Source organism: Vibrio metschnikovii CIP 69.14 (genome assembly GCF_000176155.1).
Classification (GTDB): Bacteria; Pseudomonadota; Gammaproteobacteria; order Enterobacterales; family Vibrionaceae; genus Vibrio; species Vibrio metschnikovii.
Map to the genome: position 1 here is coordinate 1,806,039 of NZ_ACZO01000006.1, position 12,628 is coordinate 1,818,666.

Sequence of the window (12,628 nt, forward strand, 5' to 3'; positions counted from 1 at the left end):
CAATGATGTAAGTTATAAAAATTCGTGCAAGAGCTGGTCCGTTTCATAAAGAGGCAAGCCGACCACAGCGTAATAACTGCCTTCTATTCGAGTGACAAAGCGTCCCCCTAATCCTTGAATGGCATAACTGCCCGCTTTATCGCAAGGCTCACCCGTTTGCCAATAATGCTCAATCTCTGGTTCAGATAATGCTTTAAACCACACCTCGGTAGTGACCAGTATCGAGCGCTGGCGATCAGCACTGACTACCGTTACCGCGGTCATCACTTGATGGCTAGTATTAGAGAGCTGTAACAGCATGCGTCGAGCATCAGCAAAATCTTGCGGTTTTTCCAGCACTTGTTCATTCAAGACAACAATCGTATCCGACCCGAGTACAACCGCGTCTGAGTTAGCCATAGCCAACCCTGCGCGAGCTTTATCCTCAGAGAGACGTAACACATAATCTTGGGCAGATTCTTCTGTTTGACGCTGTTCTTGCACATTAGGCACGACAATATCAAAATCGTATCCCAACTGAGCCAATAGCTCACGTCGCCTCGGAGAACCTGAGGCGAGCAGTAATTTTTTATGGTTCATTTTATATTCCAATGGCGACGAATACGGCGCAGTAATAAAAACATCCATGGCCAAAGTATACAGCTAATCACGCCACTCCAGAGTGACAAAGGGTTAAAAGTGACATCTTGTATTAAAAACTCACCACAAAAAATCAGTACCTCTAACCCCATCGCTAATAAAGCAATCACAATCGCTTGCTGCCAGAGTGCCATATTACGCAGTAATAAAAAGTTAACGGCAACAAGGTAAATCACGATAGACATCATCATGCCACGAATGCCGAGCGTGGAGCCGAGTAAAAGATCCCACAACAAGCCCATGATAAATGCAGTACCGACATTAACCCGATGAGGTAAGGCCATTACCCAATAGCAGATCACTAACAGCAACCAAGAAGGACGCAGTAGATCTAATGTCCCCGGCCAAGGGATCGTTTGTACAATTAGCGCTAATAAAAATGAGCCCCAAATCACTAAGCGGCTTGACCAATCATTGCGAGCCATGTCGTGCCTCCTTAAGCATATGTTGAGGCGTGGCTTGTAATACCTTTTGCTGCCGATCTTCATTCGGCCAAATCAACAGTAAATAACGCAAACGGGTAAAATCAACTACCGGAGTGGCTTTGATCACGGCAAATTCACGTCGAGTATCTTTATCTACCTCAGCAATATAAGCCACCGGATAACCTTCTGGGTAAATCCCTCCCAATCCAGACGTCACTAACATATCTCCTACGTTCATATCCGTACTGGTGGCAATGTGCTCAAGTTGAATCTCATCCGTTTGTCCATTACCGGAAGCAATCACACGAATATCGTTACGAATATTTTGCACGGGTATGGCGCTATTAGGGTCGATTAATAGTAGAACTCGGCTATTATGTGCGGCGACAAACGTCACCTGACCGACAATCCCTTTTTCATTAATGACTGGTTGACCTTCATAAACGCCATCCACTCGACCTTTATCGATCACGACTTGATGACGATAAGGTGAGGTATCGACCCCCATCACCTCAGCAACCACTTTTTTCTCATCACGGACAAAAGACGACCCAAGTAACTTACGCAGACGTTGGTTCTCTTCACGATATTGATCCAACAAAATGAGATCACTTTTCAAGATCAATACTTCACGTTTTAAACCATGATTACTCTCCATCAGTTGCTGACGAGAGCTGAATCGATCATAGAAACCATCAAACATACTGCGCGGTAAATCAGCAGCGTATTGAATCGGCGCCACAGCACTGTTTAAGAGAAAACGGACCTGAGAGAAGGCATCTAAACGACTGTCAGCCAGCATTAAGCTGGCTGAAGCGATCACTGCGAAAAAGAGACGTTGCTGTAAAGAGGGTCCTCGACCAAATATAGGCTTCATGTTAAATAATCCCAAATGTTGATTCAGGCATCAGGCGACACCTGTACCCAAACAACTTGGCGTTGCAGTAAGGCGACAGGTAGACAAACCCCAACGCATAGGTAAACACTATGTGTTGGGGTCTACTAACTTAGCCAATACCACTAACGCTGCAAGCAGATAGGGCATTATTCGCCATTACTCATCACTGAACAGATCGCCGCCGTGCATATCAATCATTTCTAATGCTTTACCGCCACCACGAGCAACACAGGTCAACGGATCATCAGCGATCACCACAGGAATACCCGTCTCTTCGGTCAATAAACGATCGAGCTCTTTCAGTAGTGCGCCACCACCGGTCAGTACCATGCCATTCTCAGAGATATCTGAAGCCAGCTCTGGTGGACACTGCTCTAAAGCGACCATTACCGCAGAAACAATTCCACTTAGTGGTTCTTGTAGGGCTTCGAGAATTTCATTGGAATTAAGGGTAAAACTCCGTGGAACCCCTTCCGCTAAGTTTCGACCACGCACTTCAATTTCAAGCACTTGATCGCCAGGATAGGCAGAACCAATCTCATGTTTGATTCTTTCTGCGGTTGCTTCACCAATCAAACTGCCGTAATTACGACGCACATAATTAATGATCGCTTCATCAAAACGATCACCACCAATCCGCACAGAAGAGGAGTAAACCACACCATTAAGCGAGATAACCGCGACTTCGGTAGTACCACCACCGATATCGATCACCATTGAACCTGTTGGCTCAGAAACACGAAGGCCAGCACCGATCGCCGCCGCCATTGGCTCATCAATCAAATAGACTTCACGAGCACCAGCGCCAAGCGCTGATTCACGAATCGCGCGGCGCTCAACTTGAGTCGACCCACAAGGCACACAAACCAAAACGCGAGGGCTTGGTTTTAATACGCTGTTGTCATGCACTTGACGAATAAAATGCTGTAGCATTTTCTCGGTTACATAAAAATCAGCAATTACGCCATCTTTCATTGGACGAATGGCAGAGATATTACCCGGCGTACGGCCAAGCATTTGTTTAGCAGCATGGCCGACAGCAGCCACAGTTTTACCACCGCGCCCTTTATCTTGGCGGATAGCAACAACAGAAGGTTCATTAAGGACAATCCCTTGACCTTTTACATAAATAAGCGTGTTGGCAGTACCTAAATCTATTGATAGGTCATTGGAAAACATGCCACGAAGTTTCTTAAACATAATCTTCGTTCGTCCTGCAAGGTGAATAAAATGAAAATTGCACTAAATGTACCAACGCCTTGCAATCACAGCAAGGCGTTGATCCATAAACATGAAGGAAAACCCATAATTTCTGACCATTCCCTAACTTAAGCATCGATCTGAGCGACAATAAGTCGCTTAATTGGTCTCACGCCACCAAATAACTCGGTTACTACCACTATAGATTCCAAACTGAACCTGCCCAGCGACACTATCATCCCAAGTTCCGCTTTGAGGATTATAACGGCGTAACCAAGGCAGTCCATGCTGTTCTAAATCGAGTAACGCTTTGATCACACCGCGATTGCCTACCCCCGGCTCGGTATAGTCTAACCTTCTCACCCCTTGCACTAAAATAAATGGGCTTGTATCTGGTTGCATGCTTACGGTAACGAGAGGGGGGATTGGCCCACCTTGGTTAACACTAAAATCGTCCGATTGGAACTCAAAAGCACTTAGCTGAGGTAATTCAGTACAACTATCATGGCTATTAATCACAAATCCGGCTGAGGTAAAATACTCACTGAGTATTTTTTGCTGTAATCCTTGCGTTTCTGGGCCATCAACATTTTCAATGGTTAAACGTCCCCAATACAGTGACATGCTTCCATCTACATCATCAAAGCTAATGCCTTGACAGTCGCTCTCTTGATCTGAATCAGCCGTTTTGAAGCAAACGCCATCTGAGTCTTTGAGATCATTTTTGTCCAAAACAAGTTGGAAACTAGCCGTAAACGGATTAATTGGCGTAGCTGGTTTGTCGTAGACCATCACTTCGTTGTTTAGTGCAATAGCACTCGAATCTGACTGCACTCTTACAACAGTGGGAGCGGGATTACTCGTCGTATCTAAACTTATGTTTATACCATTGGCATCAAGATAGTCTCTATTTCCCCAATCATTGTTATAACGCCACCAATCGCCAATTAAATAATTAAGCGTATCAGAACCACTACCTGATTTGGGCTGTAAATAGAGGCCTGGATTGTTCGCATAACCAAACGGTTGGCCTAGATAGGTAAAAGGTTGACCGCCTGTCGAACACGCAGCAGTCAATGTGACCGTCATCGGTGAGACAGCAAAATATGCCGGGATAAAGCGGCCTATCGGCCCTGTTGAAGCAACAGCTATCGGCAAACTAGCTTCAATTAAATCTAGGCCAAGATAAGAAGTAGGTGGCACTAATGAAAAATCAAACACTCCGACTTCGCTCACACTCTGCTGGATCGTAGTAGAACTGCCCAATTCGTGACGGTAATCGAGTGTGCCTATCGACCCCTCAGAACCATTGGAAGGTTCAACGAGCGTATGATTGAGAATAATCGACGATTGCTGATAATTAATTACTCCCAAGTTATTGGTAAAGTCATTATCTTCATTCGGTTCAGCCGCTACCGCTTTGATATAGAGATCAAATGCCTCTCCTGATTTAGCAAATGGGGCACACTCAGTAATAGGATCTAAAGTCTCACATGCACCATCTACTGGAGACATATCGAATCGACTATCGGTTCTAAGCACCAATGCTCTTGGCACCCGAATAAAATTCGCTTGTCCCTCCAAAAGCAGGTCTTGCTCATCGCCAGTGCCAGTAAAGCGAGCGTGTAATAACAGTTCGCCAACCTCACGGTATGAGAGTTCGAAAGTGGCCTCGCCATCTTGATTAAAGCTCAAATTAATCGGTATAGCATTGTTAGATGATTGACCAATTAAGTTACTGTTAATTCCCACTGACATATCACTATTATTTGGATTGATATAACTACTCCAAAAATCCACTGATTTAACTACATCGCCAAAACTGGGCACACATTGCTGTGAAGCGTCATCTTTACGTACCGCTTTAATCGTGGCGGGAACAGATTGATTGGCATAAGCATGGGGGACATCAAGTACAAACCCGCTGTCAACAAATTCCACCACACAATTAGCTTCAGAAAAATCGCTACCGTTGTAACTGCACTTGGTGTTATTAAAAGCTACTGCGGTAGGGTTTGAGCCTAAAACGCCAACTTCGACAGGTCCCGCTTGATTTCGCCTTAATTGAGCCTGTCCAATCCCGTTATTAAAACTTAATGTTGAGCCATTAACCCATCCTCCTGTCGCACCTGGTAATGAGTTAGGTTTTAAGTTAGCCGTAACAGGTTCAGTAAAAGAGCTACTGCAGTCACCATTAGCACAGGCTTTTACCGATACTTCTGCCACATCACAGGTTAACGCTTGCTGTGGAAGTGTGATACGGAAATGATTAATTTGCTCCCCCACAGGACGAGAGTTTAGTGCGCAGACACGAAAATTATCGATTTCATGATGGTTTACTGAAGCACCTGTTGAGCCAGCAAGAGATAAGAAAAAATCCTCCGGTATAGCACCTTGCTCAGCCAAATTTATCTGATACTGATTGAGAACGGTCGTTGTAGAATTATTGTTAGTGCGACGAATGGAAAGTAAAACTTGGTTCGCATTGCGCGAGTCAATTTCAATCAAGTAACGATCGCCCGGCCCCGGTGTATTGGTTGGACGAAGATCAATCTTAGGGCTCACCGTCTGATGAGTGATATAGCGATAATTATTAGCCTCTGAACCTCTGACGGTAATAGACTGAGGGGTGAACCCAACACCACCCACACGCCCTTCGGTAGGATTAGCAAAATTACCCCATTCATCTAAGCCAATACCCAGCCAACCACCAGCAAACCCAGGTACAGCTGGAGTGGTAGACGTTGGATTACGAGGCGCATAACCAAGTGAACCGCCAAACCCACCGGTACGTGGCGTAACGGTTGCATCAGAAAAAATCAGTGAAATTCCATCGGCACCATTACCCGTTAAGTTGGCCCATGCGTAATAATCCAGTTCTACTTGCACTAAGTTATTTGCAGCAGGAAAAATTCGTTGATAGGTAACTGCAGTGGCTTGATTACCAATAGCCTCGGTAAGCCGCAAGCGATTACCGACTATTCTCGGAGTAAAGTCACCTATACTTTTAAAAGCAACCCAATCTTGGCCTAGTTCGGGGCGATTAAAGTTATCAGTAAAACACTGTGGAATCTCACCACCACAAGGGTGGCGTTGATGATACAAAGCCATAATTTGCGCATCGGTTAGCGCCGACCCATAAATCGCCACCTCATCGATACGGCCATCAAAACTACGGCTATTAAAGCTGTAATCACGACCAATTTCTAAATTGCGAGTGTTAGGCCTTAGTGACCTTGAATCATCACTTGATGCAACCGAGACACCGTTAATATAGATCCGTTGTCGTTGATTTTCTGGCAAAGTACGATCATAACGAATAGTAATATGTGACCATGTATTTAATGGAATACTTTGATTAGTTCTTAGTGAGTTATTACTATTATTACTCGTGGCCCAATACCAAAATACTCTACCTTGAGAGTCTAAGTGGAATTCATAGTTATCATCTTTGGCAACAATCGTATGTAAACCATTACCCGTCGGCCGACTCACCGGATAAACCCAAGCAGAAACGGTTAATCTCTCGCTAAATGATAATTGTTGATTATGAGGAATCTCTACATATTGATTTTGGTTACCTATGAATACCCCATAACCACAAGTGCCCATATTATTTAAATCGACAGGGAGTGCTGGACTCGTGTTATTGGTTGTCGCACCGTTTATTGCTCGCCCATGCAAGGTATTACTTACCGCATTTTTGACTTCACCAACTTGCCCTGTCCACTGCGCTTCCTCAAAGCGGTATAATGCGACAGCTGCAGGCATACAGGCATTGAGTGGATTTGTACTAGGTAAACAACTACCGATAACGGAACTATTATTGACATTCACTACTCCTCCCTGATTATTTACCGCCGAAGTCAGATTGCCATAAACAGTCGAGTTAGTAATGGTGATCTCATTTGAGTTTGTGGTTACCGAAATAGGAGTAGATAATGAACCTAAGGTGCTGTTTGAAGCATGGAAGCGATTAGCTCCTGAAACACTGCCGCTTGTCATCGTAACTGAATTAAACGTCACTGGATTATTAGCCGACATGGTAATATTCCCGCTGTAAGTGCCACCGGTTATATTTACCGCATCATTAGCACGAATATTCCCACTAAATTGTATATTGCTTATATTAACTGACTTATTCTGGCTGGTCACATGCCCCTCTACCACACCATGATTTAGGGTAATAATTCCACCAGAAGTGATATTACCCACCAAAGACAGATAACTCAGGTTGATATTAGAGCTAGTAGCAGTGATGTTTCCATATATGGTTGTTGTTTGTGTTGTAAAGGTTTGAACCTGTCCATAGTCAGCTTGTAGATTAATTTTATTTGCTTGACTACCAATAACATTTCCACGCAGTTCGAAACCATTATTAGCCACAAGCGTCGACTCAGCATTAGCAATAATAATATCACCACTACTCAGTGTAACTTTCCCATTTCCAGAGCAGGTGTAGGTATTTCCGCTCACCAGCCATGTGGTATTACATGGTGGATACTGCCCATGCGATAAATTATATTGCTGAGCAGCGGCCTTAAAAGACGATAACAGGACAGCCAACGTTAATAGAAGTAGACCTAACGATTTATTCACCCCTTACCCCCACTTGAATTGTCCGTTGCCATGGCCAGTCGCCACTGCTGCATTGTCCGATGCTGGTAATTTGCAGCACCGTTTGCTGATTATCTAATACACCAATATATTCACAGCTAACTTGCGCCGCACATTGCGCTAAACCATCCCCTTGAAATGTTATAGGACCGATGTCAGAAGTACCGGTTCGATCTTCAGCTTGGCGACAACTACTTTGTTGATTATTTTCTTGATAATAGCGGCTAATCTCGATCTCCGCCGCCGAGCGGGCGGCCATTTCGGCGCGAGTGCCCATCACCATAGACACCAACTGCTGACTATTACGTTGCTGATTACGATTAGCGACCGCGGCGACAAAGCCGACCACGACGATGATAAAAATAACGATCACCAAGCCGCTGCCTTGCTGACTACGGCGCATTATAGATAAGTGCATTATGAACAAACTCCACCTTTTCACCGCGATCTTCAAAGGTTAATTCAATTTTAATTAAACCGTTGCGCTGCAACTCGGGCTCTGCCACCTCAAAGCTGGCTTGGCTGAGGTTTTCTGCCATCAATACCTTGGCATTGGGTTGCTGTGGGGGACGTTGATTGAGCGTTAATAGGTGACCTTGATAACGGTAGATTTTTTTTTCAGCCTTGAGATAGCAGTACGCAACCGGTTCTCGATAGACATAGACGCGTCGTGCTGGCGATTGCAGAGGAAATAAGGTTTGACGGGTAAGTGGTACTTCAATTTCCGCTCTGTTTTCAGTAGTGATTAATACGTTATCATCTAACTGAGCGACTTGCCTTGGCGGGGCAGGATCGCTTAACGACTGGCGTAGCGGCTGTGCTTGGGTTGGAAACACCACGAGTCGATCCCCTTGCAGCAAATTCTGTTTTTTGAGAGGTAAAAATTTCAGCTGGTTAGTGTTATTGGCTAATTGGCTATAAATGCCGCTATTAATGATCGGCAAAAACTCAATGCAGTTATTCTCGACGATGACACTATTGGGCACCGCCTCACGAATTTCTCGGCTCAACCGCTCTGTAATAAATCGCCCTTGCTGAATTAACGCTTCACGAGACGAACTGGTCGCCGCGATCCCCATCGCTTGACCGGCGACATTGCCCAAAAACAGGCCAACAATGCCGAGTAAAATAATCGCAATCACCATTTCCATTAAGGTAAAACCACGCGCCATCAGTAGTTCCCCTTAATCGCGGCAAACGGGTAGCGATTGCCTTGTGAATCAATAATCACCACCTCGATGCGTTTATAATGGCTGAGCTGATTAGCATTAACGCCAGTAAACTGACCGCTATTATCCTGCTCATAGAAAACATCAATCACGACTTTAAAATTACGATAACTGCTATCAAGAGTTTCACCGAGCACGTCTTGAATCGGTCTAGGTTGATCCCCCGTGATAAAATCATCGACGTCGTTAAACAATGTTCGATCGTTTTCAGCTGCATTAGGCCCAAGTGAGGTAGGAACTGTGCACTGCGCGCGGCCAGTAGTCGCGACTAACACGCACTCCGGCAAGCCACCATTGGGGCCTGAATTGCGATCAAACTGACGACCTAAAATTTCATCCAATACTGCTCTGCCTAGCTCAGCGGCTTTGACTGCAATCACCTGCTCGGCGCTCTGCTGCGAACGCGGGTAAAGCGCCGCTGCCAAGCCAGTAATCGCAATCGCGGTGATGGTGATGACAATGATCATTTCCACCAGGGTAAAACCACGCGTTCGGTTAATTAAGTTAACAGGCATAGATATAGCCCTCAGTATTAATGCATACTTGGCGCTGATCGCTTGCACTGGAAATCATTACTGTACAGGGTGAAGCGGTGCATTGAGCGGCGCGGCCTAGAGAGTCAAAATCAAGATAACCGTTAGGTGTAGAAAGGCTTAACGTTACACCACTTGGCGCCTCAACCCGAGAAATGTCGTTATCAACAGCAGCAAAAGCAGTTCCGCAATTACCTGCTTCAGCCTGTGGTGATATTTGACCAGCTTGGTTAGCGGTGACTAACCAGCGATTACAATAACCCGTGCGCTGCATGGCGCGGTTTTGGGTTAAACGCAGTGAAGCAAGAATTTCTTGTTGAGTGGTGAGCGCAGCGACCGAGCTGGTACCCGAATAGCGGCTCGCCGCATAGGCAGACAGAATACCGAGCAAGAGAATAACCACGATCAGCTCGACTAAGGTAAAGCCCAATGTTCGACGAAGGGATTTGCGCATCGTTGTCTCACTGAATCGGGATCTTACAGAAAACGAGATTCCATTATAAATAACACGGATAAAGACAAGTGACTTAAACGGTCACCTGTCTCCCTTCTATACTCATAAACCGTTTATTTTCTATGGTTAACAACCAGAGAATACTAGGGTAGATGCAGCCTGTGATACAGTAGCTTGAGTATAAATAACATTACAAGCAGTACTAGTTGTGCCCCACTTTTCATTACCTATAAATGAATAACGTATCGATGGAGGAGTGGTAACGACAGCTGGCGACTGAGCCTCCCAGTCTGAATCAAGTCCAATAACAGCTCTACCAATCCCTGTAGGCGTTGCTGCTGGATAACCATAAACAATAGCTATATTGCCATCTGTTAGGGTAGCAGCCGCTGAAGTTTCTAAGCCCGCTAACGCTGCCTTACCATATACAATTCCACTTGCACCATCAATCGCACCTTTGAGACCTTGCAGAGAAGCTTTACGTGCATCGCCTTGAAAATTTAAAAATCGTGGAGCTGCCGTCACGGCGAGGATGCCCAAAATTACGATCACCACCACCAATTCAATTAGGGTAAAACCGCCTTGTTTTTTCATTATGACTCTCTCTCTATTCTTGATTTAATTAACAATTCATGATCGGGTTAATTTAAGGTCACCGTCACTCGTCCGGTAGTAATTTCATACACAAATTGGTGTGCGGTTTTTCCCTCTTGCTGGATATAAACGCACTGCCACTCTGCACTATTCGCTCGCGCGAGATAACGCAAATTATTACTTTCCCCCGCCTGAGACGCACTGGCCACTGGCGGTGGGTTTTGTAATAAATTTTCCATCAAATCGACACAGATTTGATCGGTTAAGCCGGAAGGAAAGCTGCCGTTATTATTGACCGCGATCGGATAACCATCTCGAAACCCCGTTGCATTGCCACTGCTGTCTTGGGCACGCGTGAGCCAAAACTGCACGCCATCGTAATCAATACTGTTTTGATTTTGCTCACCGGAGGCGACACTCGGTCGCGATTTCGCTTCCCATTGTGCTCTGGCAGATAACACCCCAGTCGCAAAGCCACCGGCAACGCCTTCAATACTGGCTTTTTTCGCTTCATCAGTGACATCAAGAAATTTCGGTAATGCCGCGACGGCTAATAGGCCAATGATCACAATGACGATCACTAACTCAACCAGAGAAAACCCCTGCTCTGATGGTTGCGTTATATGATGCCGATGAGACAAATTAGGCATCGTCGTGAAAGTGGTAATTTGCATCCATGACCTCTGTAATACTTTACCTATGATGATGATTATAGAATGAAATACAGTAATAAACTGTGCTGAGCAGATAAATTTTTACATCGTCTTAAAAATAAGACTAATGATAACGCACGTTAATTTCATCACCGCTGCATAACATTAACCTTTCAAAGCATCGAGCATGCCCCACATTGGTAAGAAAATGCCAAGGGCAAGCACCAACACCATGCCTGCGACCAAGGTTAATAAAATTGGTTCAATTCGTGCGGTGAGGGTTTTTAATTCATAATCGACTTCGCGATCATAAAAATCAGCCACTTCAAGTAATAACTCATCAATCCGTCCCGTTTCTTCACCCACCGCAATCATCTGCAGCACTAACGGAGTAAAAATATTGGCATTGGCCGCGGTCACTGAGACACTGGTCCCCGCTTCGATTTCGCTTTTCATTTTTAGAATTCGATTCTCTAAAAACTTATTTTCCAACGCTTCAGCCGATAAAGAGAGCGACTGGTTGAGCGGCACTCCCGCTTTAAGCATTAAGGAAAAAGTGCGTGAAAAACGGGCTAATTGCGCGCGATTAACAATTCCACCAACAATCGGCATCCGTAAACGAAATTTATCCCACGTTTCAGCGCCACGACGAGTATTAATCCACGTCCGGAATGCAAACAGTAAAGCAACCATCGCTCCTATCATCACCATCCAGTAATTAACAAAAAAATTCGACATACCAATTAAAATTCGTGTCGGTAAGGGCAGCTCAACCCCGAAACGACTGAACATGGTAGTAAATTGTGGGATCACTTTTAGGTTGAGGATAAACATCGCCAAGGTGATAAAACTGATCACAAAGGTTGGATAACGCATGGCGGTTTTAATTCGTTTACGGGTTTCAACTTCTTGCTCATAGTAATTCGCCAACTGCAGCAAAGCCTGATCCAGACGACCGGTATTTTCCCCAACATTGATCATTGAGACAAACAGCGGGCTGAAAACTCGACTGTGCATTTGCATTGCCGCCGATAAACTGCGGCCATTCGTCAGTTCTCGGCCAACGTCTTCTAATGCTCGTTGTAACTGCTTATTGGAACAATTTTGAGTTAAGCCACGCATCGAGCGTAAAATCGGCACTCCCGCTTTTGTTAAGCTATAAAGCTGACGACAGAAAATCACCAGAACCTCAAGCGGCAGCGAAGGCATAAACCACGCTTGCCAATCAATCGACGGAGTTTGACTGGATGATTTAGCAGTGATCGCTGTTGGAATAATGCCTTTATTGAGCAAGCTTTCGGCGGCCAAATTTTCTGTCGCTGCCTCAACAGATCCAGACGCCTTACTACCATCAGCATGTCGTCCAGTATAGTGGTATCTCGGCAT

General features: G+C 45.1%; 12 protein-coding genes. All 12 read right to left on the reverse strand.

All coding sequences use genetic code 11. From position 1 onward, the window contains the following. Nucleotides 1-12: 12 nt before the first annotated feature. Nucleotides 13-579: a Maf family protein gene (locus tag VIB_RS11545; RefSeq protein WP_004396095.1), complete on the reverse strand. Its 567-nt coding sequence runs from the start codon at nt 577-579 to the stop codon at nt 13-15. After that, on the reverse strand, nt 576-1,064 hold the full coding sequence (mreD, locus tag VIB_RS11550) for a rod shape-determining protein MreD (protein ID WP_040904712.1): 489 nt from the start codon (nt 1,062-1,064) through the stop codon (nt 576-578). The genes VIB_RS11545 and mreD overlap by 4 nt, the downstream gene beginning before the upstream one ends. After that, nucleotides 1,051-1,941, reverse strand: a complete 891-nt coding sequence (mreC, locus tag VIB_RS11555) for a rod shape-determining protein MreC (protein ID WP_004396096.1) — start codon at nt 1,939-1,941, stop codon at nt 1,051-1,053. The genes mreD and mreC overlap by 14 nt, the downstream gene beginning before the upstream one ends. 177 nt (nt 1,942-2,118) lie before the next feature. Next, nucleotides 2,119-3,162: a rod shape-determining protein gene (locus VIB_RS11560; RefSeq protein ID WP_004396098.1), complete on the reverse strand. Its 1,044-nt coding sequence runs from the start codon at nt 3,160-3,162 to the stop codon at nt 2,119-2,121. 159 nt (nt 3,163-3,321) lie between these two features. Continuing rightward, on the reverse strand, nt 3,322-7,761 hold the full coding sequence (locus VIB_RS11565; protein WP_004396099.1) for a DUF6701 domain-containing protein: 4,440 nt from the start codon (nt 7,759-7,761) through the stop codon (nt 3,322-3,324). After that, nucleotides 7,754-8,197: an MSHA biogenesis protein MshP gene (locus VIB_RS11570; protein WP_083797770.1), complete on the reverse strand. Its 444-nt coding sequence runs from the start codon at nt 8,195-8,197 to the stop codon at nt 7,754-7,756. The genes VIB_RS11565 and VIB_RS11570 overlap by 8 nt, the downstream gene beginning before the upstream one ends. Beyond that, the gene (locus tag VIB_RS11575) at nt 8,172-8,951 is read right to left on the reverse strand and encodes a PilW family protein (protein WP_004396100.1); all 780 of its coding nucleotides are present in this window, start codon (nt 8,949-8,951) and stop codon (nt 8,172-8,174) included. Before VIB_RS11575 ends, VIB_RS11570 begins: the two co-directional genes overlap by 26 nt. Then, the gene (locus VIB_RS11580) at nt 8,951-9,523 is read right to left on the reverse strand and encodes a prepilin-type N-terminal cleavage/methylation domain-containing protein (RefSeq protein WP_004396101.1); all 573 of its coding nucleotides are present in this window, start codon (nt 9,521-9,523) and stop codon (nt 8,951-8,953) included. Before VIB_RS11580 ends, VIB_RS11575 begins: the two co-directional genes overlap by 1 nt. Next, complete coding sequence (locus tag VIB_RS11585) at nt 9,513-9,995, reverse strand: type II secretion system protein (protein ID WP_004396102.1); 483 nt, start codon at nt 9,993-9,995, stop codon at nt 9,513-9,515. Before VIB_RS11585 ends, VIB_RS11580 begins: the two co-directional genes overlap by 11 nt. A gap of 126 nt (nt 9,996-10,121) precedes the next feature. Next, nucleotides 10,122-10,589 (reverse strand): prepilin-type N-terminal cleavage/methylation domain-containing protein, encoded by a 468-nt coding sequence (locus tag VIB_RS11590; protein ID WP_004396103.1) that lies wholly within the window; start codon nt 10,587-10,589, stop codon nt 10,122-10,124. A 47-nt stretch (nt 10,590-10,636) separates the two neighbouring features. Further along, nucleotides 10,637-11,239, reverse strand: a complete 603-nt coding sequence (locus VIB_RS11595) for a prepilin-type N-terminal cleavage/methylation domain-containing protein (RefSeq protein WP_050782740.1) — start codon at nt 11,237-11,239, stop codon at nt 10,637-10,639. 168 nt (nt 11,240-11,407) lie between these two features. Then, nucleotides 11,408-12,628: a type II secretion system F family protein gene (locus VIB_RS11600; protein WP_004396105.1), complete on the reverse strand. Its 1,221-nt coding sequence runs from the start codon at nt 12,626-12,628 to the stop codon at nt 11,408-11,410.

Bases quoted from the DNA above. Each gene is read 5' to 3' on its own strand.
- VIB_RS11545 (WP_004396095.1), bottom strand. From the start codon at position 579: ATGAACCATAAAAAATTACTGCTCGCCTCAGGTTCTCCGAGGCGACGT.
- mreD (WP_040904712.1), bottom strand. From the start codon at position 1,064: ATGGCTCGCAATGATTGGTCAAGCCGCTTAGTGATTTGGGGCTCATTT.
- mreC (WP_004396096.1), bottom strand. From the start codon at position 1,941: ATGAAGCCTATATTTGGTCGAGGACCCTCTTTACAGCAACGTCTCTTT.
- VIB_RS11560 (WP_004396098.1), bottom strand. From the start codon at position 3,162: ATGTTTAAGAAACTTCGTGGCATGTTTTCCAATGACCTATCAATAGAT.
- VIB_RS11570 (WP_083797770.1), bottom strand. From the start codon at position 8,197: ATGCACTTATCTATAATGCGCCGTAGTCAGCAAGGCAGCGGCTTGGTG.
- VIB_RS11575 (WP_004396100.1), bottom strand. From the start codon at position 8,951: ATGGCGCGTGGTTTTACCTTAATGGAAATGGTGATTGCGATTATTTTA.
- VIB_RS11580 (WP_004396101.1), bottom strand. From the start codon at position 9,523: ATGCCTGTTAACTTAATTAACCGAACGCGTGGTTTTACCCTGGTGGAA.
- VIB_RS11585 (WP_004396102.1), bottom strand. From the start codon at position 9,995: ATGCGCAAATCCCTTCGTCGAACATTGGGCTTTACCTTAGTCGAGCTG.
- VIB_RS11590 (WP_004396103.1), bottom strand. From the start codon at position 10,589: ATGAAAAAACAAGGCGGTTTTACCCTAATTGAATTGGTGGTGGTGATC.
- VIB_RS11595 (WP_050782740.1), bottom strand. From the start codon at position 11,239: ATGCCTAATTTGTCTCATCGGCATCATATAACGCAACCATCAGAGCAG.
- VIB_RS11600 (WP_004396105.1), bottom strand. From the start codon at position 12,628: ATGCCGAGATACCACTATACTGGACGACATGCTGATGGTAGTAAGGCG.